This is a genomic window from Argonema antarcticum A004/B2 (assembly GCF_023333585.1).
Taxonomy (GTDB): domain Bacteria; phylum Cyanobacteriota; class Cyanobacteriia; order Cyanobacteriales; family Aerosakkonemataceae; genus Argonema; species Argonema antarcticum.
On sequence record NZ_JAIQZN010000038.1, the window covers coordinates 18,137 to 44,545 of the forward strand.

Genomic DNA, 26,409 nt, shown 5'->3' on the forward strand with positions numbered 1-26,409 from the left:
CCCAATCCCGGTAATCCCAATCCCGGTAATCCCAATCCCGGTAATCCCAATCCCGGTAATCCCAATCCCGGTAATCCCAATCCCGGTAATCCTGACCCAGTTAATCCCAATCCGGGTAATCCCAATCCGGGTAATCCAGACCCAGGTAATCCCAATCCGGGTAATCCAGACCCAGGTAATCCCAATCCGGGTAATCCCAATCCGGGTAATCCTGACCCAGTTAATCCCAATCCGGGTAATCCCAATCCGGGTAATCCTGACCCAGTTAATCCCAATCCGGGTAATCCCACTCCAGTTAATCCCACTCCAGTTAATCCCACTCCAGTTAATCCCACTCCAGTTAATCCCAATCCTGGTAATAATCCTATGAATGGATTGTCGCCAGCGAACCAAATAACAATTTCAACAGACCTCCAAACGATAAGTATTTCGCCCGCACAGGCAGGAAATGCTAGCAGTACAGGCAGAAGTTCTCTAGATACAACTGGGTTACTGCGCGAGAACGTTGCGACAGCCCTTCAAAGAGGCAATTTAGAGGTATTCGTACCCGAAATTGAAAAACTCAGGCAGCAGGAATATGAGAATTACTTTGGCGAAAATATCCCTGGAAACAGTAAAAATTCACTGTCTCTTGTACAGGTTCAGCGCATCCTCAAAAGAATAGCCGAAAGACCGGGGAAAAAGCCAGCAATTCTCTACGTATTTATCCAACCAGAGCAATTAGAACTCGTGTTGGTTACGCCATCAGGCAGACCCATTCACCGCACCATCAGGGCGGCCAATCGCAATGCGCTGCTTAAAGTAGTTGCAGAGTTTCGTTCAGAAGTAACTGATAGTTCTAAAACTGATACGACTTCGTACCTCCCTTCTGCTAAAAAGCTTTATCAGTGGCTAATTGCACCTATCGAAGCCGAACTGCGATCGCAAGGCATAGAAACCCTCGCTTTTTCTTTAGACTCAGGGCTGAGATCGATACCGATAGCCGCCCTCCACGATGGACAAAAGTTTTTAGTAGAAAAGTACAGTATCGGCTTAATTCCCAGCGTCAATTTGATCGATAGCGATTACAAAGATATTAGAAACTCTCAAGTTCTAGCAATGGGAGCCTCAAAATTTACTGACTTAAGTCCTTTACCCGCTGTGCCAGTAGAGTTATTCACCATTGCGAAAGAAATATGGCAAGGTAAAACTTTCCTCAATGAAGGTTTTACATTAGCAAATCTCAAATTACAACGCTCTAACCAACCATTTTCAATTATTCACCTAGCAACGCACGCCGAATTTAGGGCGGGGAAACCAAATAACTCTTTTATCCAGCTTTGGAACTCGCAACTGGGGTTAGATCAATTACGGCAAATGAGATGGAATAAACCACAAGTGGAACTATTGGTACTAAGTGCCTGTCGCACCGCTTTGGGAGATGAACAAGCTGAGTTAGGGTTTGCGGGTTTGGCTGTAGCATCTGGTGTGAAGTCGGCTTTGGCGAGTTTGTGGTATGTGTCAGATCAAGGAACTCTGGGACTGATGACAGCGTTTTATCAGCATTTGAAAACAGCACCTATCAAAGCACAAGCCCTCCAGGAGGCTCAAATCTCTATGATTAGAGGGGATATCCGTATAGAGGATGGTAAAGTGCTAGGACTGGTTTCTCACCCCGAAGGAGTGCCTCTGCCACCAGAACTAGCTTCGCAAGGAAATCAAAATCTCTCCCATCCTTACTTCTGGGCAGGTTTTACGATGATTGGCAGCCCTTGGTAAGTCAAAAGTCAAAAGTCAAAAGTCAAAAGTCAAAAATTACTTTTTCTTGTTTTCTTTAGATTTGACAATCATGGCAGCAATAATGTTCATCAATTCATTTATCTCATTCAGGAGGGGCTGTAATCTGTTTTCTGGAACTATGTTAGCAGCAACAATTAACCTGATCCAGTACCTAGTTTCTCTAGCTTCTTTTAAGGCGATTTCTAGTTTATGGATAAAATCAGCTGTACTTTGTGCAGATCTTGATTCTTCCACATTCGCACCTATGGAAGTTCCCGAACGAATCAATTGTTTTGATAATTCCCTTGCTGGCCCTGGTGTTTCACTTAGAAAACTGCAAAGATTGACTATACGAACAGAAAACTGGAAAGTTCTCTCACAAATATCAAAAGGTTTGTCTGACATATTTTTTGACTTCCTTTGATCCCAGTCTTTTGACTTTTGACTTTTAACTTTTGACTTTTGACTGTCGCAATTGTCCGCAAGCTGCATCAGCTTCCAATCCCCGCGAATAGCGCACGCTAACGGCAATATTTCGCTTTTTCAGGGCAGCAACAAAAGCTTGAATGCGTTTCGTAGTGGGGCGTTGATAGTCAGCTTCCTGGATGGGATTGTAAGGAATCAGATTAACGTGACTCTGGAAACCTTTAACTTGTGCGGCTAGTTCTTCAGCGTGTTCTGGCAGGTCATTGACTCCAGCGAGGAGAATGTATTCAAATGTTACTCTGCGACCAGTGAGTTCGACATATTCCCGACATTCTGCAAGCATTGCTTTCAAGGGATAGTTTTTGGCGGTGGGTATCATGCTTTCCCGCAGAGTTTGATTGGAAGCGTGCAGGCTGACTGCTAAAGTGACTTGCAGTTGATATTGCGCCAGTTGCCGAATGCGATCGCGTATTCCTACAGTTGAGAGAGTGATCGATCGCTGTCCGATCCCCACATCTTCGTTGAGCGATTTAATTGCTCCGACTACATTTTCCACATTTAATAAAGGTTCACCCATACCCATGAATACAATATGGCTGACGCGCCGTTTAAAGTCTTCTTGAACAGTTAAAACCTGATCGATGATTTCATGGCGGGCCAGATTGCGGGTGAAACCTCCCTTCCCAGTAGCGCAGAAGTCGCAAGCCATCGGACAGCCCACTTGGGAAGAAACGCAAACGGTGAGGCGCTTTTCTGTAGGAATGCCAACAGTTTCGATAATTTGACCGTCTGCAAGTCGCAAAAGATATTTAATTGTGTCATCTGGGGCGACAGAGTGATGGTGTAGGGCCGATCGGCCAATCGGCACATCTGCTTGTGCTTCCCGCCACTGTTTGGGAAATACGGAGATTTCGCCGATACTTCTAGCACCTTGTTGATAAATCCACTGGTACAGCTGGCGTCCCCTGTACGCCGGTTGTCCCCGCTGCTGCACCCACTCCGTTAATTGTGTCAAATTTGCCCCCAGAAGAGAAGTGGGAGAGTAGGGAAGCGGGGGAGTGGGAGAGATGGGGAGAATTTCCCTAGACTTGAGATTATTGCCTTTTGGGGCCGATCGCTTCCTTAATTTGCTCTGTACCATAATTCCTGCCAAAAAACGTTCGACTTCTAGGCTAACTGTTTTGGCAACTAATGATCTCGTTTCCGGTTACATCGTTAGTACATGAGTGATGTCGTCAAATTGTTTGTTTTCATCCTTGGTTTGATTTTTTAACGCAGATGAAGACAGATGAACGCAGATAAACGCAGATAAGAATAAGAACAGGAATTTTTTAGATAAACGATGCGTAACGACATCGCACTCACCGAAAAACTGCAACTGGATGTAGTTCTCATGGAGGTGCGGATGCCGTTTGGGCTAAACAATATTTGTCTGGTTAATTTTTAGCTTTTTCAAGAAGTGGTAGCTTCACCGTAAAAGTCGCGCCCTGTCCTTCACCTGAACTGTAGGCAATAACAGTACCGCCATGTAATTCTACGAGATTGCGGACGATCGCTAAACCCAAACCGAGTCCAGTCTGCGATCGCGTCAGTGTGCTGTTAGCATTTTGCTTACTGCTAGTATTCTCTTGACGAAAGCGATCGAATACAAAAGGCATAAACTTAGGACTAATGCCTTTGCCTGTGTCGGTTACCGTAATTTGGGCATTGGCAATTGGCAATTCTTTCCCATTCCCCATTCCCCATTCCCCATTCCCCAATTCGAGTCGAATTTCCACCCGTCCCCCTTTTGGGGTAAACTTGATCGCATTGGAGAGCAAATTCCACACGATCTGCTGCAAGCGATCGCTATCACCCGCAATTTGTCCCACGGGATTGAGGTCATAGTTTAGCACAATACCTTTAGCCTCAGCTGTCGGTCGTACCGTATCGAGAGCAGCCATAATGACGGGGATGGGGTCAATCGGACAGAGATCCAGTTGGAGTTGGCCCCGAATAATGCGCGAAACATCGAGCAAGTCAGAAACCATTTCAGTTTGCAAACGGGCATTGCGCTCGATCGTTTCCAAGGCACGTTCTGTCATAGTAGCGTTAACTTTTCCAGCCCGTAGCAAACTCACCCAGCCCAGGATAGCGTGTAGGGGCGTTCGGAGTTCGTGAGAGAGGATAGCCAGAAATTCGTCTTTGAGGCGATTGGCTTCTTGCGCTTCCAAGTGTGTTCTGGAGTTGTCTACTGCTAGGGCGGCGCGATTAGCTAACTCCTCCGCCAAGGTCAGATCTTCGCTAGTGTAGTAGCGTCCAGATTCCCCAAAAGCAAAGCCCAAAGCCCCCAGAATTCGGCCTTGAGTAACTAAGGGCACGATCGTGACAGATCGGGGTTTTAATGCGTCAAACAGCTGGAGTTGTTCGGGATCGATCGCACTCTCCTGGAGTATGACATCGGGAATTTCAGGATAGAAAGCTGGCTTACCTGTGCGTAAAACTTCTACGACTGGGTGCGATCGATCCGAGTCAAGTCCAGAATTGCTTTGCAGTTGCAGGAGCAGTTTTTCCTGGGTTGAGTCTCTATGGGCGACTGCCAACCGACCGATCTCTCCATCTTCTTTAATAATATAAACGATACACCAGTCAGCAAGGTAAGGCACCGAAAGGCGTGCTAGCTGAGCCAGAGTAGTTTCGTAGTCGAGAGAAGAAGCCAGCACCATGCTAGCCTGGGCGAGGAAAGCAAATCGTCGCTGTTGATCTTCTGCCAAGACACGAGCTGCTTGTTCGCGAATCAGTTGGGCGCGTTCTTCTTCAGCTTGTTTGAGTTCGGTAATATCGCGAATGACAATTAGCGCTGATTCTATTGCACCTTCTTTGTTCAACTCTGGAACTAAGCGAGATTGATAGGCACGCAATCCCAGCACCGTGGGGCTCTCAAATTCAATCGTTTGTTGGATACCACTTTCAAAAACTTGATACAGCGTCCTCTCCCAAAGCAGGCATAAATCTTCGGGCGTTCCCATTTCTCGGAAAGTCTTGCCGATCGAGTTTTGGATTGGCGTTCCTGTTAACTTTTCCACGATTGGATTTGCATACAAGTAACGCATTTCTTTGTCGCAGCGGATAATGATATCGGGTGTATTTTCCACCAATGTTTTGAATTGTTGTTTGCGGCGATGCAATACCTCTTCTGAGAGCTTGCGATCGGTGATATCGCGTTGTATAGCGATCCAGTGCGTGTACCACCCTGTTTCGTCAGCCACGGGAACAACGCTGAGTTCAACCCAGAATTGGGAGCCATCTTTGCGGTAGTTAATTAATTCAACTACCGATGGTTGCCAGTTTTGCAAAGCTGTCCGAAGTTTGTTTAAGGCAGTGCGATCGCTCTTCGGGCCTTGCAAAATTCGCGGCGTTTTGCCCAGCACTTCCTGCTGAGTGTAGCCCGTCATGCGGGTGAAGGCATCGTTAACGTAAATAATTCGAGGCCCTGACTCCTCAATCGGTTCGGCTTCGGTAATGATAACGGCGTCATTGGCGTTGACTACCACCGATTCTAGTAGCCGCAGCCTCTCAAAAGCTTGTACGCGATCGGTAATGTCCTGAACTAAAACAACAAAATAATCAATTGACCTGTCAGCACGACGGACGCATTGGAGTGCAATGGTGGCATTAATCACCCCCCCATCTTTGCGAATAAACCGCTTGTCCATTGAATAGCTTTCGCTTTTGCCCGTCAAAATTAAGTTGAAATACTCAATGTCCGCCGCTAAATCATCGGGATGAGTTAAATCAACCCAAGTCATCTCGCTCAGTTCTTGCCGGGAATAGCCAAAAATGTCGCACAATTTATCGTTTACTTGCAGCCAATTTTTTTCCAGGGATGTGATGGCGATACCGATCAGAGGCAATTCAAAGTAGCTGCGAAAACGTTGTTCGCTTTGCCGCAAGGCTTCCTTTTCTATCTCTAATTCGGTAATCTTTTCTTGCAGCAGCGTATTTGCTTCTGCCAGAGCGGCAGTGCGTTGGGCAACTAAAATTTCTAATTCGGAAGCGAACTTTTGCAGCGCCGCTTCTGCTTGCTTGCGATCGGTAATATCTTCCGCAATCCCAGCGATGCGATCAACTTTTCCTGACTCGTCTTTAATCGGAAAAGCTCGATCCCATATCCACCGCAGCGTCCCATCAGGCTGAAGGATTCGATATTCTGTTTCAGTTCGATCTCCTTGTATGTGTCTAGCTGTGAGAGATTGCACGAACTCGCGATCGTCCGGGTGGATAGCGTCCAAAAAAGATCTAGGTCTAGAGTACAAACTCTGGCAAGTGCGACCCCATATTTGTTCGTAAGCCGGACTGATATACAGAATCTGAACGTTTTCGGGTTCAAACAGCCAGAAAATCTCGTGAATATGTTCTGCCAGTTGGCGGAAGCGTTGCTCGGATTCTTGCAAAAACAAGAGCGTTGTTTGCAATTCTTGCTGACGAATTTGTACTTCTTTCGCTAACACTGCCAAGTTTTCAGTAGCAGATCCCAACTCCTGCTGGAGTATTTCTCTAGCACGCTTCATAGCAATCAGATTGCCCACTCGCGCCTTCAGTTCTTCAACTGAAAAAGGTTTCATCACATAGTCTTGTGCTACTTCTCGCAACAGCTGCACGCGCAACTCATCGTCAGCTTTGGCCGTCAGCAGCACAATTGGCACAACATCAAGTTCTGGGCGTAGGCGGATCTCCCACACCAGTTCTTCGCCGCTCATTTCGGGCATCATCACATCGGTGAGAATCAAGTCGGGACGCAACTCAATCGCCAATTCCAGTGCTGTTCGCCCGTTAAAAGCTGTTACTGTTCTATATTCAGGTGTCAGCGTCTGTGTGATAAACCGATTCATTTCTGGATTATCTTCGACTACCAGTATTAGTGGGGATTCGGAAGAAGGGGATAGAGGAAGAGGGCAAAAATCATCCCGATCCGTAATTTCCTCTACTTGCAGTTCTGCGAGTGTTTGGCGGGCGAGTTCATTATTGATATTTTCCTTATCAATGGGAGTTTGTAAGGTAACACCTGCTGGTGCTAGCAACGGCAGTTCTACAGTAAACTTTGCTCCACCCAAGGCTGAGTCTTCAACTGCGATCGTACCACCGTGCAACTCAATAAATTCCTTGACAATCGCTAATCCCAGTCCAGTACTGCCAAAATTACGACTAATCCCCCGTTCTTCTTGGCGGAAAGGCTCGAAAATAACTTCTCGTAACTCTGGTGGCACGCCAGGGCCACTGTCTTCAACGATGATGGTAACGCGAAGGGGGAGTGGGGGAGTGGGGGAGTGGGGGAGTGGGGGAGTGGGGGAGTGGGGGAGTGGGGGAGTGGGGGAATTATGATGTACATTTTCTCCCGTTCTCCCGTTCTCCCGCTCTCCCGTTCTCCCGCTCTCTAGTTCTGCACTCTCCCCTGCTTCTCTCTGAATTTGCAGAATGCACCCGATCGTGCCACCATTAGGAGTAAATTTGAAAGCGTTGGAAAGCAAATTGAAGCATATACGCTGCAACTTCTCAGGATCGACCTGTGCAGGCAGGGATTGGGGCCCTTCAACTGCAAATGAAATGTGTAAATCTTCGGCTAGCGTTTCAAAGTGAGCGGCAGTGAGTCGTACAAGTTCCGCTAAATCGACTTGAGCGTAGTTCACACTCATTTTGCCTGCTTCTAACTTAGAAACATCAAGCAAATCGTTAACCTGTTTGAGCAAGGTTTGGGCGTTGCGACGCACTACTTGTAAGTCATGGCGATGTTCCTGGGGGAGCTGTTCCGACGCCAGCAATTTCTCTGTTGGGCCCAGGATCAAGGCTAAGGGCGTTCGCAGTTCGTGACTGACGTTAGCGAAAAACTGACTTTTGATGCGATCGAGTTCTTGAAGTTGGTGTGCTACTGTCTCCAGTTCAAGGTTAGCAGTTTCCAGTTTCAGTTTTCGCTCTTGAGAAATTTTAGCCACTTCCACAAGTGTCAACACTTGCGGAACCAGCGAAGGCAATACCGTAGCTGTTGTCACAGATACAACTGCCGTCATTAACTTCAATTCTCCCGATAACCAATAAGTCGGCGTCCACAGCGTCCACACTTCCATCAAGTGGGTACTGCCACAGGCAATAATGAATGTTCCAAATAAGAGAAACATCCAGTGGAACGGGATATCTTGATGAGATTTGTAGACTAAATAGGCTAGGGTAGCTGAAATGGCAATATATGCTCCACCAATCAGCAGATCGGCAGTAACGTGAAGCGACACCAATGCCGGTTTCCACAGATAGCAATGCCCGTGGGGAATAAAATCCTTCGCAACTAATAAATTTTTCAACACCCCCGGCCACAGTACCATTAACGCTAATGCTACTGCCAATACTCCTATGCCATATCCTGTCTTGGGATGATGTATTTTCATTTGTTTTGAAAATTTGGCTCTTTCGGAGTTGTTCTGCTTTTGTGCAAAAAGATAACCTTTTTATTCCTCGGCTCCCGATTTCCTCTGCTACCCTACTCAAATAGCATAGTAAATATGGAAGAGCCTATTTCTAGTTTAATATCAAATCTGTTAGCATTGGTAGTCTATAGTTAATGTTCATTGCTCATTGTTTATTTAAATAGCGATGAACCATGAAGACTCATACAATACCGATGCAACTGGACAGCTATAGCAAAGTGCTTCTGCTTTAGTGCTGAGTGCTGAGTAAAAACACAGTTTCTGCCTTGCTTTGAGCGTTTAATACTGTCCTAAGCGCCAAGGCGGTTGCTATATAAAATATAGTATAATAATTTGTTAAAAAAATTGCTACGGCACAATCAAGCATTTACCCTTTGGGGAGTTATGAGTTACGAGTTTTGAATTAAGAGCTTTCTTTAACTCAAAACTCAAAACTCAAAACTCAAAACTTTTGAGCTAAATCGTCACAGTAACATCGGTCTGAGTATTTGCCATCGCACCGGAATAAACCAGACCCCGCTGCATATCCAGGGTGAGAATTGCCCCATCGCGAATGGTCTGAGTGGCATTCTTGACACCGACAATTACCGGCACGCCCAAACGCAAGCCTATAATGGCCGCATGAGAAGTTAAACTCTCCTCCTCAGTAATCACGCCAGCTGCCTTGCGAATTGCATCTAGAAACTCGGCACTGGTGCGGGGTGCCACTAAAATTTCGCCATGATTGAAATTGCTGATATCCACAGCATTATGAGCCACCCGCGCCCGACCGCTGACGGAACCCGATCCTAAGCCGGTTCCCTTGCCCAGCACAGCGGTTACCACCTCAACTTTAATCAAATCCGTGGAGCCTGCGACCCCTTGGAGAGTACCGGCAGTCATTACTACCAAATCTCCCTGAGAAAGCAGGCCCCTTTCTTGGGCAACGTTAAGGGCGGCTTGAAAGGTTTGACTGGTTGAAGCTAACTCCAACATCAACAGAGGTTTGACGCCCCATACCATTTGGAGTTGCCGCGCCACATCAACGTGGGGAGTAACGGCGAGGATAGGTGTTTTGGGTCGGAATTTAGATACATTCCGAGCAGTAGCACCCGTTTTTGTCAAGCTCATAATTGCAGCAGCTCCCAGTTGCTCGGAAATTTGGCTGACTGCTTGACTGATGGCGTTGGGTATTGAGCGACCGTTGTTTGTGACTGTCTGAGTAGTTATTTGTCGCGCCTGTTCTTGCTCAATTCTGATGGCAATGCGAGCCATTGTGGCTACTGCTTCTACTGGGTATTTGCCGACGGCTGTTTCGTTGGAGAGCATGACGGCATCTGTTCCGTCGAGAATGGCATTGGCTACATCAGAAATCTCGGCACGGGTGGGTCGGGGGTTGCTAGCCATGCTATCGAGCATCTGGGTAGCGGTAATGATGGGAATTCCCAGATGGTTGGCTAAGACAATCAGGCGCTTTTGCAGGATGGGTACGTCTTCGGCGGGTAGTTCGACGCCTAAGTCGCCTCTGGCTATCATGACGCCATCGCATAAGGCCAGAATGGCTTCCATTTGCTCGATCGCTTCGTGCTTTTCTATTTTGGCAATCACCGGCACTCGTTTACCGGCACTGGAAATAAGTTCTTTTATTTCCAGTACGTCTTGGGGATTGCGGACAAACGAGAGCGCTACCCAGTCTACGCCTTGGTCTAGACCAAATACGAGGTCTTTACGGTCTTTGTCGGTTAATGCTCTGATCGATAGGTAAACTCCTGGGAAGTTGACGCCTTTGCTGTTGGAGAGCGTTCCGCCTACAACGATGCGACAGTGCAATTCTTCGGTGGTGCGGTCTACTTTCTCTACAACCATTTCGACTCTACCATCGTCGAGAAGAATGGTTGCCCCCGCTGGAACTTCGGCTGCTAGACGATCGTAGGTGACGGAGCTGATTTCCTGAGTACCTTTGATTTGGCGGTTGGTCAAAATAAAGGGATCGCCTTTTTTAACCTCAATGGAACCAGTTTCAAATTGCCCCAGTCTAATTTTCGGGCCTTGCAAATCTTGCAGTATGCCCACCGGCTGATTCAGCTCGAAGGAAGTCTGCCTGATTAGGCGGATATTCCGCTGGTGTTGGTCATGTGTTCCGTGAGAAAAGTTCAGCCGCAAGGTGGTAGCACCAGCTTCAATCAAAGCCTTCAGGACTTCTGGGCTGCTACAGGCTGGGCCAATGGTGGCGACTATTTTGGTTCGACGCAGGGAATTTCGCAGTTGCATGGATAATTTGGGGGCTAGGGCTAGGGGCTAGGGGAATTTTAGATTTTAGATTTTAGATTTTATTTCAATTTAAAATCTGAAATCTCAAATCTGAAATCTGAAATAAAATGGCTAGGGGCTAGGGGCTAGGGGCTAGAGTTGAGAAAAAGGGCTAAGGAAGAATATACACTAGCCTCTTTGCCCCCTCCCCTAACCCCTTTTCCCTCTTGTGCCTTTTTTCTTTTGAATGAGTGACTTTTGACTTTTCCTAGCAAGTAACTAAACAAAACTTTATTGTTACAGTGTCCGTATCGTATACTACGCGATGGATGTTAACAGGAGTAAAGATACTGATGTCGGAGGCACAGAGGCCGCTGACAGTACCTAAAGAGTTATTGGGTCCTCCCGGCGATTTTAATCCTACGCTACTTATGTTTGTAGCCGCTGTTATTATGGTCATACTTTCGACCTGCGGTTACTGGCTTTGGAATTGGCCAGATCCCTGCTGCTTTTTGACTAATGTCATTGCTTTGCACATGGCAGGGACGGTGATTCACGATGCTTCTCATAATGCGGCTCATCGCGATCGCGTCGCTAATGCTATTTTGGGACACGGTAGTGCGCTGATGTTGGGCTTCGCCTTTCCCGTGTTTACGCGAGTTCATATGCAGCACCACGCCCATGTCAACGATCCGGATAATGACCCGGATCATTTTGTTTCGACTGGTGGGCCACTCTGGCTGATTGCCGCCCGGTTTTTCTATCACGAGGTGTTTTTCTTCAAGCGGCGTTTGTGGCGAAAGTATGAGCTGCTGGAATGGTTTTTGAGCCGGTTATTTGTAGCTACGATTGTCTATATTGCCTGTCAATATGGCTTTTTGGGCTATATTCTCAATTTTTGGTTTTCACCGGCATTGGTGGTGGGGCTAGCATTGGGGTTGTTTTTTGATTATTTGCCGCACCGACCATTTCAGGAGCGCGATCGCTGGAAAAATGCCCGCGTCTATCCCAGTCCTATTCTCAATGTGCTGATTCTCGGACAAAATTATCATTTAATTCATCATTTGTGGCCTTCGATTCCCTGGTATAACTATCAGCCAGCTTATCGTGCCACTCAGCCGCTTTTAGATGAGAAAGGTTGCCACCAATCTCTGGGTCTTCTGGAAGGAAAAGATTTTTGGAGTTTTGTTTATGACATTTTTCTAGGCATTCGCTTTCACGGTTCCAAAGCGTCTAAAAAACGCTTGGAAGAAACATCTTAGTCAAGGGTAGAATGGGAGAAACTATCGCAAGAGCGATCGCGCTATACCTTATAAAAAAGTGCGATCGCTTTTGACATTCAAAAAACCAACTTTTGTGTTAGCCATATAGCAAAGTGCTTCGGCTTTAGTGCTGAGTGCTTCGGCTTTAGTAAAAACACAGTCCCAGCATTGCTTTGCGCGTTTAATACTGTCCTAATCGCCTTGGCGACTGCCATAACTAAATTCTTAGATAACTAGCTGTCGGACTCAAAGGCAAAAGAATAAGTCTTTGATTTTGCAAATCCAGTTCAATACCTAACGCCTCCAAGGGAATTACTCCCAGCAATGGAGATGAGCCTCCCGGCAATTCTAAACATTCAAACGTTCCTTCTCGTCCCATTAAAGAAATTTTGGCATCTTCAAAAATGCGTGCCTGACCTATGCCAGTTGCCGTCTCTACAGGCACTTCTTTGAGAAGTTTTAAGCCAAGTTGAGCAATAACATCCTGTGGCAGACACAAAGTGGTAGCGCCAGTGTCTACCAGCACATTTTTCAAAGTGATTAAACGCACTTCGTCTGGCGCGATAAAACCGCGTTCAGCTAGAACTTGGTCAGCATGATTTGCGATCGATAACGTTGTAGTAATTTTTCCCATTGAGTCCTTGATAGTTAATTCCACGATCGTATCCCTCCTGCCATAATTAAATTCTCAGATAACTAGCTGTAGGACTCAAAGGCAAAAGAATAAGTCTTTGATTTTGCAAATCCAGTTCAATACCTAATGCCTCCAAGGGAATTACTCCCAGCAATGGAGATGAGCCTCCCGGCAATTCTAAACATTCAAACGTTCCTTCTCGTCCCATTAAAGAAATTTTGGCATCTTCAAAAATGCGTGCCTGACCTATTCCAGTTGCCGTCTCTACAGACACTTCTTTGAGAAGTTTTAAGCCAAGTTGGGCAATAACATTCTGTGGCAAACACAAAGTGGTAGCGCCAGTATCCACTAGCACATTTTCCAAAGTTATTGAACGCACTTCGTCTGGCGCGATAAAACCGCGTTCAGCCAAACCTTGATCCAACCGATTCGTGACCGCTAGCGTTGTAGTAATTTTTCCCATTGAGTCCTTGATAGTTAACTGCATAATGATATTACTCCAGGGATTAATCTAGTCTAACAGACCTGTTGTATCTTGGGCGCTATCTTAAAGAGCGCTGAAGCGCAACAACATACCTAATAATTATTATTGGCGCTCGTTAGGAGATGATATTAATGGTGCGATCGCCACAATTTTTTCAGTTTCATCTATATTTATTTCAGCCAAGCCAAACTGCTGAATTACCCAAGCATTTGTCGTTAAATGGGTGCTAATTTCAGCCACGCGATACTGACTTTGTGACGACGCTAAAGCAGATGGTAACAACAATTGATCGGCAAGATGAACATCAACGGGCGCTAGTTTTTCATGGAAATCCAGTAACTCCTCACAAGCCATTTCAGCTACTTTTTCAGCAGGCAAATTCTGACGACCCAAGGCACTAAAGCCAGCTAAACTATTTTTGTATTCAGATGTGAGAAAAATACCCGCTCCTGGTGCAATACCCCGCTCCCGCAGGGGTTTAATATTAACTTGGAGGTTAGCGTCGCGCAAAATATTCTCAGCTCGATGAGCCATTCTGTCGGGAATGTGGGAGGGAAGTTCCGTCACCACCGCGACACCCCGCACCTGTCGCAAAGCGCCGCGATCGAGCAGATTAATCCCCGCCAAGGTATTACCCCCAGTTACCCGCAATACCACCTCTCCGCCACCTTGGGGATACCAACCCCAAGCATTCAGTCTTACGGAAGCTTGCACGCCCATCCGACTTGCGATCGGCAAGTAGACTTCCTGAATATAAGTCACTGGAGGGCTAAAAGGGACGTGAGTTCCCCCTCGCAGCGTTACCTGAGAGTCATCAGCAGCTAGCGCTAAGGGTAATAAGATGGTTTGCAAAACGAGGGTAAGAGCGCCAGCAGAACCGCCTTGCCGCGCCTCCGAGACATCGAAAGTATAGTGTCCCGCCTGCACTTGGCTACCAGGTACAAATTCCAGCATCATCGATCGCAGTGCATCACCGCGCACTTGGGCTTGACAAATTGCCGCCGCTGCCCTTACAGCAGTCAGATGTTGAGCCGCAAGTCCGGGTTTTTTGCGTCCCGCCCGAATGTTTTCGATGCGGATCGTCTCACCAGTAATAGCAGCCAGACTCAGTGAGGTGCGAAGTACCTGTCCGCCACCTTCTCCATAAGAACCATCAATGTGAATCATAGTCAATTTTAGATTTTAGATTTTAGATTTTAGATTGGTAAGTAGGTGAGCCTAAATAAACTCAACACCCAGAAACCCGGTTTCTCGAAGAAACCGGGTTTCTAATGGCGCGGCAGTTTTACGTTTAATTATGCCCACTTACTTATCTTAGTTGAAGCTAGGAGTTTGTATTAGTGTTGATCGGAAGTATGGAATCAATGACAAACTTAAGATTCTTCAAGATTTCTTTTAAATCTAAAATCTAAAATTGTTCGCTTATTGCTCCAAACGTACTCGCATTTTACCTGGATTGAGCAGCCCATAAGGGTCAACCATTTCCTTAAATTTTAGCTGTTCGATATCAACTTTCTTTCTACCTCCCAATTCCAAAATATAAACGTGGGGATTGGCAATAAAGACGCCCTGTTCTTCGTGATAGCGAATAATTTCGTTGAGGCGTTCTTCAGTGGTGTAGCGAACGAGTTGCAAAGCGCCAGGAATTGCTGTACCGCCTACTCGGAAAAATTCCAGGTGCATCATTACTTCGTCGCCGAAGCGATCGTACATATGCTCAACTAGCTTAAGGCTTGTATCTGCGGGGAATATACTTTGCAGGTAAGTTATGGACGGATCGACATTGCGAGCGTGTAAAGTGGTATGGTTCCAGGTAAATTCGGCCAGATGGAAACCTTTACCGGAGTCCTGTGCCAGTTTTTGATAAGTAATTGTGCCGCCGAATTCCTTTACCATATCTTGCAATGGTTCTAGGCAGGTTTCTGCCACCATCAGCAGTGCAGCGTGAGTGCCGTCGGGAATGTATGGGCGCAAAGCGTTAAGATAGCTGGGAATAGGCCACGCTGTAATGCAAATAAGTTTTTTGATCGTTCCATCTGCATTCGCTAGGGCTTGTCCAAATCTGGCAGCTGCCATGAAACTTTCAAAAATAACGATCGCTTCTGCCCAAGGATAAGCTGGCCCCAAGGGAATCTCTAACTCAGTGATGATGCCGTTGATGCCCCAGGCATGATTTACTTTCTGAACGTCGTCTCCTCGTAAGTCGATCGCACGTGGAGTGTCTTCGAGGGTGACTACTCGTAGGGCGAGGAGATTGCCGCGATCGGCCAACAGTCCATAGGTAATAGAACCTATGCCGCCGCTACCACCGGCAATAAAACCCCCGATCGTTGCAGTCCGATACGTCGAAGGTCCCATCCGCATTTCCCAGCCGATTTCTTTGGCTTTTTTATCCAGTTGTGCCAGCTTGACACCAGCTTCTACCCGCGCTACCCCCGGTTTCACCCAGCAGATATTCTGCATTCGAGTCATATCCAAGATGACGCCGCCTTGTAGCGGTACGCATTGCCCGTAGTTGCCAGTACCAGCGCCCCGCACTGTCAGGGGCACCTTATATTTTACGCAGGCGGCAGCTACCCGCAACACTTCTGCTTCGTTGGCTGGACGGACAACCAGATCGCCCGTCTTTCCGGCTAGCTGGGCTTGTAAAATTGGACTAAAAGTATGGTAATCCTGAGATAGTTTAGCTACTTGAGTCGGATCGGTAATAATTTCCAATCCTTCCAGCGCAGCGGTTAGGGCATCCCAGTCGCTAGGTTTCATTGGCGTTGCTGTCATGTTTGGGTGCTAGTAATTATACGGTCAACAATATCAAACGCTTTGCCTTTAGCTATATGGGAGTTTTTTGTACGTAGGTTAACAGAAGTTAAATATTATACTTCGCTTTTTTTCATCTACGTGCATTCTATCAAGCCAAAAAGGCAATCCAAATGGCTTGGGTCAACCCTTACTCCCTTCCCGCCAGATTATCTCCCACTCTCCCACTCTCCCACTCTCCCACTCTCCCACTCTCCCACTCTCCCACTCTCCCACTCTCCCACTCTCCCATTCATTCTTTCAGCGGGGAAGGAGTAGGCAGATCGCACCCTAGCTCCTATAGCAAACATTTGTTTCTTTATAGAGATTTTAACAAAATCTTAAGTATATTAAATATAATTTAAAGATTTTAGCGGAAAAAATGTAAACTTGTATACATAAAGGAAAAATTTAAATCTTAGTCGATCGCAACCTGGTTTTTTAACAAATACTTCAGAAGGGAGCATCACAGACCGCTCAAATTAGAAGGTTTATTAGGATGGCGCATAAAAAAAATCCAAAAGCACCGGACTTAGGGATAACGGAAGAGCAAGCCCAGCTTTACGATCGCGAAAGTTTGCTAAATCGGATTGCGACTCGAATTCGCCGCTCCTTAGAGCTGCGAGAAATTTTGACAACTACAGTACAGGAAATCCGGTCATTTTTAGAGACCGATCGTGTAAAAATTTATTTATTTCATCCAGATGGGAGCGGAGAAGTGATTGCTGAGGCTCGTCGCGGCGCTCGGCTCCCTTCATTGCTGGGACTGCATTTTCCCGCTAGCGATGTTCCTCCCCATAGCCGTCAGATGTTCATTAAAGCTCGTCAGCGGGTGATCGTGGATGTGACTTCCAGGCACAAAACCGTCAGCCAGCTAGATTGCCCGAATACAGGAGAAAGCCTAGTTACGGAAGATATTCGCTACAGCCCGGTCGATTCCTGCCACGTAGAATATCTTACCGCTATGGGGGTGAATTCTTCCCTGAGCGTGCCGATTTTGCACCAAAATCAGCTTTGGGGTTTGTTAGTCTCTCACCATGTCAAGCCAAAAAGCTTTACAGAACAAGATTTAAAAATTGTACAGCTGTTGGTGGATCAAGTGTCGATCGCGATCGCCCAGTCTAATCTGCTTTCCCGCACTCGACAGCAAGCTCAACACGAAGCAGTATGTAACCAAATCAGCCGTCTGCTGCACTCGCCGCTTAACATTACAGAAATTCGGCAAAAAGTGCTGGAGCAAACCGTCAAAGCGTTACAGGGTGCTGGTGGTCGGTTGTATATAACAGCAGAGCCTATAGGTCAGCCCGCGCAACTTTACACCTACGGCGAACAGTTGTCTTTGACCTGTATAGAAGAAAGCCCCTTTTGGCAACAAATCATCAATCCTACCAAAGACACCCCCAATACCAACAACGAAAATAGCTTTGAGTTATTTTTTCTCAATCCTGAGTTAAAGAATATAAGCGATCTGCCGCTAAACACTCAAAACTTTCCTTACATTATTACCGAGATCTATCAAGAGTCTCAACTTGAATTTTTAAAACCGGAGCTAGAATCAACTCCTATTCGTTCCTTGCTTGTCGTCCCCCTGCGGTATCAGCAACAATGCGTGGGGTGTCTCACCATTTTCCGCAATGAGATTGAAACCGAAACATTATGGGCTGGACGTTTAAATCAAGACGAACGCAACTTGCGACCCCGCAGGTCTTTTGAAGCTTGGCGAGAAATCAAAAAAGGAAAAGCCAAAGAGTGGAGTTCCGATGAAATTAAACTCGCGCAAGCTTTGGGAGTTCACCTCTACATGGCGGTGATGCAGAGAAGAGTGGAGGATACAATCCGGCATCAAGCTTCCCACGACCTTCTGACAGGTTTGCCGAATCGGCTACTATTTAATGACCGCCTTTCTCTGGCACTAGCAAAAATCCATCAGCGTCGAGAAATGTTGGCTGTCGTGTTTCTCGACTTGGATTGTTTCAAGAATATTAACGATACGCTAGGTCATGCTGTTGGCGATGAGTTGCTGCAAAATGTCGCCAAACGACTGAAACATTCTCTGCGCGAAAGTGACATTGTTGCCCGTTGGGGAGGTGATGAATTTACCATATTGCTATCGCCCATCCACAGTACAGAGGATGCCGCACAAATTGCCCAGCGATTTCTGGATATACTGAGCGTTCCGTTTAAATTTAGAGAACAGGAACTCAACGTCAAAGCTAGCATAGGAATTGCCCTAGCTCCCTATGACGGTGAAGACGCTGAAACCCTCTTGAAAAATGCCGATGCTGCGATGTATCGCGCTAAGCAACTGGGTCGAAACAATTACCAACTTTATACATCAGCGATCGGCAACAAAGCGTTTGAGCGATTGGTACTAGAAAACAATCTCTATAAAGCATTAGAACGCGAAGAGTTTCTGTTGCACTACCAACCGCAGGTGGACTTAAATACAGGTGAGATTGTGGGCATGGAAGCTTTGATTCGCTGGCAGTCTGCCTCTAGCGGATTAATTCCCCCCGATCGCTTTATTCCCCTAGCAGAAGAAACCGGACTAATCTGCCCGATCGGAGAATGGGTACTCAGAACTGCTTGCGCCCAAAATCGAGCTTGGCAGTTAGCTGGCTTACCGCCGTTACGGATGGCCGTTAATCTTTCGACTCGTCAGTTCCAGCAACGCAATCTGGTAAAAATAATAGCACAAGTTTTAAAAGAAACAGGGCTAGAACCTGGTTATCTGGAAATAGAAATTACTGAAAGCATTGCGATCCAAGATGTAGACTTTACAATTTCAGTATTGCAGTCGTTACAAAGGATGGGAATTCACATTTCGATGGATGATTTTGGCACGGGCTACTCTTCTTTGTGGACGTTGAAACAATTGCCTTTAGATACGCTTAAAATAGATCGCTCGTTTATCCACGGTTTGATGAATGATACAAAGGAAGCGGCAATTATCAGGGCAGTCATTGCTTTAGGGCATGGGCTAAACTTAAAAGTGATTGCTGAAGGAGTTGAAAAAGCGGAAGAATTAGAATTTTTGCGCTTAGTCAAATGCGACGGCGTACAAGGATACTTCTTTAGCCGACCCTTGTCAGCCGAAAATGCAACCAAACTCTATAGGATAAAAAGTCAATCTAAAGCTGGAAAAGACGACTATGATTGCAACTATTTGAGTTGGTAATGAGGTGCAATCGTTCTCTTGTTGATTTTTAATGTTCGATCGGAAGTCATAATTAAAGATGGGTATAAAAATGAGCGAGCAAGAAGATAATTTAGATTTAGAAAGGGCAGACGCATTCAGTATTCCGGTTGCACCGGCGGGATACAAGTCTGGCTTTATTGGGATTATCGGACGCCCCAATGTGGGGAAGTCCACTCTGATGAATCAGTTGGTGGGGCAAAAAGTGGCGATCGTATCCCCGGTAGCCCAGACGACGCGCAATCGTCTGCGGGGGATTTTAACTACGCCAGAGGCGCAGCTGATTTTTGTGGATACGCCGGGAATTCACAAGCCTCACCACCAGTTGGGGAAAGTGCTGGTGAAAAATGCCCAAATTGCGATTCAGTCGGTGGATGTGCTGCTGTTTGTGGTGGATGGTTCGGTGGAAGCTGGTGGTGGCGATCGCTATATCGTCGATCTTTTAACCCACAGCCAAATGCCTCTAGTCTTGGGGTTGAACAAAATAGACCAACAATCTTCAAATTACCATCAGATTGAGGATACTTATGCCAATCTGGCTGGGCCGCACAATTGGCCGATCGTCAAATTTTCGGCCCTCAACGGCGATGGTTTGGAAGCGTTGCAGAAATTTTTAATCGATCGCTTAGAACCTGGGCCATATTATTATCCCCCCGATCTGGTAACAGACCAACCGGAACGCTTTATTATGGCAGAACTGATTCGCGAACAAATTTTGCTTTTAACTCGCGAAGAAATTCCTCACTCTGTAGCTGTGACGATCGAGAAAGTAGAGGAAACACCCACAATTACTCGCGTTTTCGCCGCCATCAATGTCGAACGCGACTCCCAAAAGGGTATTGTGATCGGCAAAGGCGGAATCATGCTAAAAACTATTGGCAGCGCAGCTCGCGAACAAATGCAAAAATTAATTGATGGGAAAGTTTATCTAGAGTTGTTTGTGAGAGTGGAGCCAAAATGGCGGCAATCTCGCAGTCGGTTGGCAGAATTTGGCTATCGTGTCGAGGAATGATATCGATTTGAGATTTTAGATTTAAAATAGCAGTAGTCGAAAAACTTTTCGGCTGTTGTAAACAAACTCAGTACTCAGCACTAAAGTCGAAGCACTTTGCTATAAAAACTGTGGAAATTACGGATTCCAACTAGAGGGCAGGTAAGCTACTATTCTCTCTGTTATAAAACGTTGTTAACCCCAAAACTTTAGCAAAGTATCCTCAAAAATACAAAATTTACTTTAATCGGCTGTATATTTTAGTACAGGATCTACTTTCATCATTTTTAAGATAGGTAAAAATTTATGAATATCAGGGCTGGCTACAAACTAATAGAAAAAATTAACGAGGGTTTGAATACAGTAGTTTATCGTGCAGAGAGAAAGGAAGATAAGAAGGCTGCGATCGTCAAAATCCTTAGAGCCGATTATCCTACGCTCGAAGAGATCATGCAATTGAGACATGAATATGAAATCTCCAGAAATCTAAATTTAGAAGGTATTGTCAAACCATACAGTTTGGAAAATCACCGTAACGGTTTGGCACTGATATTGGAAGATTCGAGCGGAGAAGCGCTCAACAAGTTTTTGTGCGATCGCAAACTGGAACTAACAGAGTTTCTGAACATCGGTATTGAACTAGCAGATACCCTGGGTAAATTGCACGACAACCAAATTATTCATAAAGATATTAAGCCAACAAACATCATCATTAATCCCACAACCCTCAAAGTAAAAATTACTGACTTTAGCATTGCCACGCGATTGTCTAGAGAAACCCAAGCACTCAGCCATCCCACTTTACTAGAAGGAACCCTCGCCTATATATCACCAGAGCAAACGGGACGAATGAATCGCTCCATTGACTACCGCACCGACTTCTATTCTTTGGGTGTGACATTTTATGAAATACTGTGCGGTGAACTACCATTTAAAGCTACCGATCCGATGGAATTAGTTCACTGCCACATCGCTAAACAGCCAGTACCACCCCATCAAGTCCGTTCCCAGGCAGAGCAGTGGGAACGAGGTCAAAAGTCCGTTCCCACTGCTCTGCCTGGGAACAAGGTCAAAAGTGAGTCAGGCAATAAAATCCAAAATAGCGAGATTCCCAAAGCAATTTCTGACATTGTGATGAAATTATTAGCCAAGACTGCTGAAGACAGATATCAAAGTGCTTATGGCCTTAAAGCGGATCTAGAACAATGTCTAAGTCAGTTGCAACAAACTGGCCAAATTTCCCACTTCATTCCCGGTCAGCGCGATAAATCCGGTCAATTTCTCATTCCGCAAAAACTGTACGGACGAGAAACGCAAGTAGCCACCCTGATGGATGCCTTTGACCGTGTTAGCTCTGGCACAGCCGAAATGATGCTAGTTTCCGGTTACTCAGGCATAGGCAAATCTTGTTTGGTTTATGAAGTTCATAAACCCATTGTTGCAGCGCGGGGTTATTTTATCGCGGGCAAGTTCGACCAATTTAAGCGGAATATTCCCTATGCAGCCTTGATTCAAGCATTCCAGGAACTAATTCGGCAACTGTTAACAGAAAGCCCTGAAAAAATTATTTTTTGGAAACAAAAGATTTTAAAGGCTTTAGGGCAAAATGCTAGGGTAATAATAGACGTTATTCCAGAATTGGAATTGATAGTTGGCGTGCAACCCGAAGTTTCCCAGCTAGGAGCGAACGAATCACAAAATCGGTTTAATCTAGTCTTTAAACAATTTATTCATATTTTTACACAAAAAGCACATCCGCTAGTCTTATTTTTAGATGATTTACAGTGGGCAGATTCAGCTTCTTTAAAATTGGTTCAGTTGCTGCTAACTGACCAAGATAGCCAATATTTGTTGCTGATTGGAGCGTATCGAGATAACGAAGTCAGCCCAACCCATCCATTTATGCAGACCTTAGATAAGATTCATTCATCCGGGTCAATAGTAAATAATATTATCCTCCCACCGTTGGCACTTAGTACAGTCAGTCAATTAGTTGCCGATACCTTGGGTGAAAGCAGTTCATCACCAGTGCCTTCTCTTGCTTCCTTATCTCATAAACAAGGAGAACTTGAGGGAGAATGTTTGCTCGCCAGTCAGGATAGAAATGAAACAGAAAAATGCCCGTTATTAGCTGAGCTAGTTTTCAATAAAACTCAAGGCAATCCATTTTTCTTAACTCAGTTGCTCACCTCCCTTTACGCAGAAAAGCTGTTGACATTTGACTTCAATATCGGCAGTTGGCAGTGGGACATTGGGAGAATTCAAACTATTGGAATTGCGGATTATAACGTCGTCGAACTCATCGCCAGAAATATCCAAAAACTGCCACCAGACACCCAGAAAATTTTAAAATTAGCTGCTTGTATTGGGAACAGATTTAATTTAGACGTTTTGGCGATCGTGAATGAACAATCTATATCAGAAACGGCATCTGCTTTATGGGATGGACTTCAGAGCGGTCTAATTCTGCCCATCGGGGAAGGTGCCTACAAAATCCCTTTACTTTTCAAAGGTAATGAGTCCTTGGTAATGGGTAATAGTCAAGAAAACAAATTAGAAATTAACACTTACAAAGTATCCTACAAGTTTTTGCACGATCGGGTACAACAAGCAGCTTATTCTTTGATTCCTACTGACGATCAAAAAGCTACTCACCTGAAAATTGGTCAACTCCTGTTACAGAATACAAATCAAGACGAGCTAGAAGAAAATGTCTTTGATATTGTTAATCAGCTAAATGTGGGAGTAGAATTCATTACAGATCCAGAAGAAAAATACAAGCTGGCTCAATTAAATTTAATAGCTGCTCGAAAAGCTAAAGCAGCGACAGCTTACGAAGCTGCCATCACACAACTAAGAGTAGGGTTGGAGCTATTAGCAGAAAACAGTTGGCAGAGTAACTATGACCTGACGCTCGGACTCTATGTAGAAGCCGTAGAAGCGGAATATCTTAATACCAATTACGAAAGGTCAGCAACTCTTGCTGAAGTTGTTCTGCAACAAGCTAACACCCTGCTCGAAAAAGTGAAAGTATACGAATTGCAAATCCAGTTTTACATGGCTCAAAATCAGATGCTAAAAGCGATCGATACTGGACTGCAAGTGTTGGATATGCTGGGTGTTTCCTTGTCAAATGAAGCCGATGAGGGTGGTTTTTCCGTTAAGTTGCCTTCTCTGACAGATTTAGAAAACATCCCAGAAATGACCGATCCGTATCAATTAGCAGCCTTGCGGATACTGATTAGCATTATTTCTCCTGCTTACACAGTGAAGCCAGATATTGTGCCCCTGCTTGTACTTACCCAAACAAAGCTCTGTGTTGAACATGGTCATTCAGCACTGGCGGCTTTTGCGTATGCTTTTTATGGCATTTTTATATATTTGATGACCGAAAATATAAATGCCGGATATCATGCAGGTCAGCTAGCTTTAAAACTGTTGGATAAATTTAACGCCAGAGAACTTCAATGTAAAGTCTACAATTTATTTCATGGTGTAATCAGACCCTGGAAAGTTCATGTTAAGGACACACTAACATCACTTCGGGAGGGGGTGCAAAGTGGACAGGAAAGCGGAGATATAGAATATGTTAGCTATAATGCTACTGTTTATTGCGCTAGCGTGTTTTTGATTGGAGATCAATTAGACATTGTAGAGCAGCAACAAAGGCACTATCTTAATTTAGCACTGAAACTCAAACAAGACTATTCTATCTATTACATTAAAATATTCCACCAACTGACGTTAAATCTTCAAAAGAAAGCCGATGGTAAATGTCAGCTGGTGGGCGAGAGTTTTGATGAAACACAAATGCTGCCTGTTTTTATTGAAACTAACAATAGAATTTTGCTTTTTATTCTCTATCTTGTCAAGACGATTTTATTTTATTTTTTTAAAGAATTTAATAGTGCCGTTGCCACCGCCAGTTTAGCCGTAGAACATGGAATCACTGTGATGAGCATGATAGTTTATGCTGTTCACAACTTTTATTATTCGTTGGCTCTCCTTTCTCACTATCCCAAAGTTTCAAGTTCGGAACAACAAAAATATTTGGCTATTGTAGATAAAAATCAGCAAAAAATGCGGCGGTGGGCTGATTCTGCTCCATCAAATTTCAAACATAAGTACGAGCTTGTGGAGGCAGAAAAAGCTCGTGTTTTAGGACAAATTTTAGAAGCAATGGAATATTATGACCGAGCTATAATGGGAGCCAAAGAACAAGGATATCTTCAGGAAGAAGCACTAGCGTCGGAACTAGCAGCAGAGTTTTATTTCTCCCTTGGCAGAGACAAGTTTGCTCAAATTTATCTGACACAGGCTTACTATGGATATGTTCATTGGGGCGCGAAAGCTAAGGCTAAAGATTTGGAATCAAGATATCCTGCGGTCTTTTCCGAGATGCTGAAGCGAGAACCCATAGCTATCCAGACTAATAGGACAACGACATCTACCACAGGAGGAAGTTCGGCGGTCTTAGATTTGTCAACTGTGAACAAAGCGTCTCTTGCGTTGGCTGAAGAAATAGTTCTGGATAAGTTGCTGGATAAATTACTTAGAATTGTGATGGAAAATGCTGGAGCTACAACCAGTTGTCTGATTTTAGAAAAAGATGGACATTTACTGATAGAAGCTACGGGTAATGTGGATAAAAATGAGGTCTTATTTTGGTCGCCAACGCCAATTGAAACTACTCATAATTTACCAGTGTCCGTAATTAATTATGTTGCTATAAGTAAAGAAAATGTGGTGTTGAATGATGCAGCCATATCGGCCAGATTTGCAACCGATACTTATATCGAAAAAAATAAAACAAAGTCAATATTATGTACGCCTCTGATCAATCAAGGCAACCTGATTGGAATTATTTATTTGGAGAACAATATAACAAATGGAGCGTTTACGACTGAGAGGCTGGAAGTTTTAAAAATACTTTCTTCACAGGTGGCTATATCGCTAAAAAATGCGATTTTATATGGAAAATTGGACACCACTAGCCAAAACTTGAGAAAAGCCAACGAGCAATTAGAGGATTACAACCGATCGCTCGAACAGAAAGTAGAAGAAAGGACGCTAGAGTTACAAGAAAAAAATAGGTTGTTGAGACAACAAGCAACTCAGCTTGAACTTGCCTTAAAGGAACTGCAAGCGACACAGACTCAGCTGATTCAAACTGAAAAAATGTCTAGCCTGGGGCAAATGGTTGCCGGAATAGCTCACGAAATAAACAACCCAATTAACTTTATCTACGGCAATCTTATCCATGCTACTGAATATTTCCAAGACTTACTCAAGTTGCTAGATTTTTACGAGCAGCATTCTTATAATGCAACATCTGAGATTAAAGAACTTGCAAAAACTATCGATCTTGAATTCATAGTCTCAGACTTCCCTAGACTCATCAATTCGATGCAGGTAGGGGCAGACCGTATTCGCCAAATTGTTCTGTCGCTGCGGAATTTCTCGCGCCTGGATGAGGCGGCAATGAAATCAGTAGATATCCATGAAGGGATAGATAGCGCTCTACTGCTGTTGCAAAATCGGCTGAAAGCCAGGCCAGAACATCCTGGGATTGACATTGTTAAAGAGTATAGCCAGCTGCCAGGAGTAGAGTGTTACGCCAGCTTCCTGAATCAGGTATTTATGAATATACTCAGCAATGCGATCGATGCTATTGAAGAGTCATTTATCATTGCTCCTGTAGCAAAACAAAAGAAAAACGGACTGATTAACATTCGCACCTGTGTCATAAAAGGTGATAAAGTGGAAATCAGAATTGCTGACAATGGATCGGGTATGACAGAGGAAATATGCCGAAGGGTTTTTGACCCTTTCTTTACTACAAAACCTGTCGGTTCTGGTACTGGTTTGGGGTTGGCTATTAGCTACCAAATTGTGGTAGAGAAACATCAGGGTAGGCTGACTTGTATTTCGGCACCAGGACAGGGGGCAGAGTTTGTTGTTGAGATTCCTTTGAAGCAGAAAATTAAGCATAATGAAGGTGAAGTATTAACTAAGATCGGCGCAACACCTCTTTCAACAGATATGCCGAATTAATAAGCACTGACGACTGACGACTAAAGTCGCGGCTAGACAAACTCTCGCCAGAGAAGCGCGGGCTTCAAGAAAAAGGGAGTAGCTAACCCGGATTTGGTATGAGAAAGTGATATTTTCAATCCTT

General features: G+C 45.0%; 14 protein-coding genes. 6 read left to right on the forward strand and 8 right to left on the reverse strand.

Annotated elements, in window-relative coordinates:
* Positions 1-1,758 (forward strand): CHAT domain-containing protein (locus LAY57_RS17285; RefSeq protein ID WP_249068029.1); only part of this gene is annotated, 1,758 nt, incomplete at its 5' end.
* 36 nt (positions 1,759-1,794) lie between these two features.
* Here LAY57_RS17285 and LAY57_RS17290 read toward each other — a convergent pair.
* The 4 genes from LAY57_RS17290 to pyk all read right to left on the reverse strand — a co-directional run bounded on the left by LAY57_RS17290 (position 1,795) and on the right by pyk (position 10,889).
* The gene (locus LAY57_RS17290) at positions 1,795-2,163 is read right to left on the reverse strand and encodes a four helix bundle protein (RefSeq protein ID WP_249068030.1); all 369 of its coding nucleotides are present in this window, start codon (positions 2,161-2,163) and stop codon (positions 1,795-1,797) included.
* Positions 2,164-2,206: 43 nt separating this feature from the next.
* The gene (rlmN, locus tag LAY57_RS17295) at positions 2,207-3,325 is read right to left on the reverse strand and encodes a dual-specificity RNA methyltransferase RlmN (RefSeq protein ID WP_249068031.1); all 1,119 of its coding nucleotides are present in this window, start codon (positions 3,323-3,325) and stop codon (positions 2,207-2,209) included.
* Between the two features lie 295 nt (positions 3,326-3,620).
* The gene (locus tag LAY57_RS17300; RefSeq protein ID WP_249068032.1) at positions 3,621-8,600 is read right to left on the reverse strand and encodes a PAS domain S-box protein; all 4,980 of its coding nucleotides are present in this window, start codon (positions 8,598-8,600) and stop codon (positions 3,621-3,623) included.
* A gap of 495 nt (positions 8,601-9,095) precedes the next feature.
* Entirely contained in the window at positions 9,096-10,889 is a 1,794-nt protein-coding gene (gene pyk / locus LAY57_RS17305) for a pyruvate kinase (RefSeq protein WP_249068033.1), read from the reverse strand.
* Between the two features lie 332 nt (positions 10,890-11,221).
* On the opposite strand from pyk, the gene crtR reads away from it, so the two are divergent.
* Positions 11,222-12,130, forward strand: a complete 909-nt coding sequence (crtR, locus tag LAY57_RS17310; protein WP_249068034.1) for a beta-carotene hydroxylase — start codon at positions 11,222-11,224, stop codon at positions 12,128-12,130.
* Positions 12,131-12,347: 217 nt separating this feature from the next.
* Here crtR and LAY57_RS17315 read toward each other — a convergent pair whose 3' ends face one another.
* The 4 genes from LAY57_RS17315 to LAY57_RS17330 form a co-directional block, all read right to left on the reverse strand.
* On the reverse strand, positions 12,348-12,764 hold the full coding sequence (locus tag LAY57_RS17315; RefSeq protein WP_249068058.1) for a retroviral-like aspartic protease family protein: 417 nt from the start codon (positions 12,762-12,764) through the stop codon (positions 12,348-12,350).
* Positions 12,765-12,810: 46 nt separating this feature from the next.
* Positions 12,811-13,251 carry a retroviral-like aspartic protease family protein gene (locus tag LAY57_RS17320; protein WP_249068035.1) on the reverse strand — a complete coding sequence of 147 codons (441 nt, stop codon included), beginning with the start codon at positions 13,249-13,251 and terminating at the stop codon, positions 12,811-12,813.
* Positions 13,252-13,350: 99 nt separating this feature from the next.
* The gene (gene rtcA / locus LAY57_RS17325; RefSeq protein ID WP_249068036.1) at positions 13,351-14,415 is read right to left on the reverse strand and encodes an RNA 3'-terminal phosphate cyclase; all 1,065 of its coding nucleotides are present in this window, start codon (positions 14,413-14,415) and stop codon (positions 13,351-13,353) included.
* Between the two features lie 255 nt (positions 14,416-14,670).
* The gene (locus LAY57_RS17330) at positions 14,671-16,026 is read right to left on the reverse strand and encodes an FAD-binding oxidoreductase (protein WP_249068037.1); all 1,356 of its coding nucleotides are present in this window, start codon (positions 16,024-16,026) and stop codon (positions 14,671-14,673) included.
* Positions 16,027-16,178: 152 nt separating this feature from the next.
* Between LAY57_RS17330 and LAY57_RS17335 the strand changes: the two genes are divergently transcribed.
* The 4 genes from LAY57_RS17335 (at position 16,179) to LAY57_RS17350 (ending at position 26,285) form a co-directional block, all read left to right on the forward strand.
* Positions 16,179-16,409: a hypothetical protein gene (locus LAY57_RS17335; protein WP_249068038.1), complete on the forward strand. Its 231-nt coding sequence runs from the start codon at positions 16,179-16,181 to the stop codon at positions 16,407-16,409.
* Between the two features lie 134 nt (positions 16,410-16,543).
* Complete coding sequence (locus LAY57_RS17340; RefSeq protein ID WP_249068039.1) at positions 16,544-19,222, forward strand: bifunctional diguanylate cyclase/phosphodiesterase; 2,679 nt, start codon at positions 16,544-16,546, stop codon at positions 19,220-19,222.
* Positions 19,223-19,292: 70 nt separating this feature from the next.
* Positions 19,293-20,252 (forward strand): GTPase Era, encoded by a 960-nt coding sequence (gene era / locus LAY57_RS17345; RefSeq protein WP_249068040.1) that lies wholly within the window; start codon positions 19,293-19,295, stop codon positions 20,250-20,252.
* A gap of 285 nt (positions 20,253-20,537) precedes the next feature.
* Entirely contained in the window at positions 20,538-26,285 is a 5,748-nt protein-coding gene (locus LAY57_RS17350; RefSeq protein ID WP_249068041.1) for a trifunctional serine/threonine-protein kinase/ATP-binding protein/sensor histidine kinase, read from the forward strand.
* Positions 26,286-26,409 lie beyond the last annotated feature (124 nt).

What these genes read in the sequence shown, in the direction of transcription:
- LAY57_RS17290 (WP_249068030.1), bottom strand. Translation starts at nt 2,163, where the DNA reads ATGTCAGACAAACCTTTTGATATTTGTGAGAGAACTTTCCAGTTTTCT.
- rlmN (WP_249068031.1), bottom strand. Translation starts at nt 3,325, where the DNA reads ATGGTACAGAGCAAATTAAGGAAGCGATCGGCCCCAAAAGGCAATAAT.
- LAY57_RS17300 (WP_249068032.1), bottom strand. Translation starts at nt 8,600, where the DNA reads ATGAAAATACATCATCCCAAGACAGGATATGGCATAGGAGTATTGGCA.
- pyk (WP_249068033.1), bottom strand. Translation starts at nt 10,889, where the DNA reads ATGCAACTGCGAAATTCCCTGCGTCGAACCAAAATAGTCGCCACCATT.
- crtR (WP_249068034.1), top strand. Translation starts at nt 11,222, where the DNA reads ATGTCGGAGGCACAGAGGCCGCTGACAGTACCTAAAGAGTTATTGGGT.
- LAY57_RS17315 (WP_249068058.1), bottom strand. Translation starts at nt 12,764, where the DNA reads ATGGGAAAAATTACTACAACGTTATCGATCGCAAATCATGCTGACCAA.
- LAY57_RS17320 (WP_249068035.1), bottom strand. Translation starts at nt 13,251, where the DNA reads ATGCAGTTAACTATCAAGGACTCAATGGGAAAAATTACTACAACGCTA.
- rtcA (WP_249068036.1), bottom strand. Translation starts at nt 14,415, where the DNA reads ATGATTCACATTGATGGTTCTTATGGAGAAGGTGGCGGACAGGTACTT.
- LAY57_RS17330 (WP_249068037.1), bottom strand. Translation starts at nt 16,026, where the DNA reads ATGACAGCAACGCCAATGAAACCTAGCGACTGGGATGCCCTAACCGCT.
- LAY57_RS17335 (WP_249068038.1), top strand. Translation starts at nt 16,179, where the DNA reads ATGGCTTGGGTCAACCCTTACTCCCTTCCCGCCAGATTATCTCCCACT.
- LAY57_RS17340 (WP_249068039.1), top strand. Translation starts at nt 16,544, where the DNA reads ATGGCGCATAAAAAAAATCCAAAAGCACCGGACTTAGGGATAACGGAA.
- era (WP_249068040.1), top strand. Translation starts at nt 19,293, where the DNA reads ATGAGCGAGCAAGAAGATAATTTAGATTTAGAAAGGGCAGACGCATTC.
- LAY57_RS17350 (WP_249068041.1), top strand. Translation starts at nt 20,538, where the DNA reads ATGAATATCAGGGCTGGCTACAAACTAATAGAAAAAATTAACGAGGGT.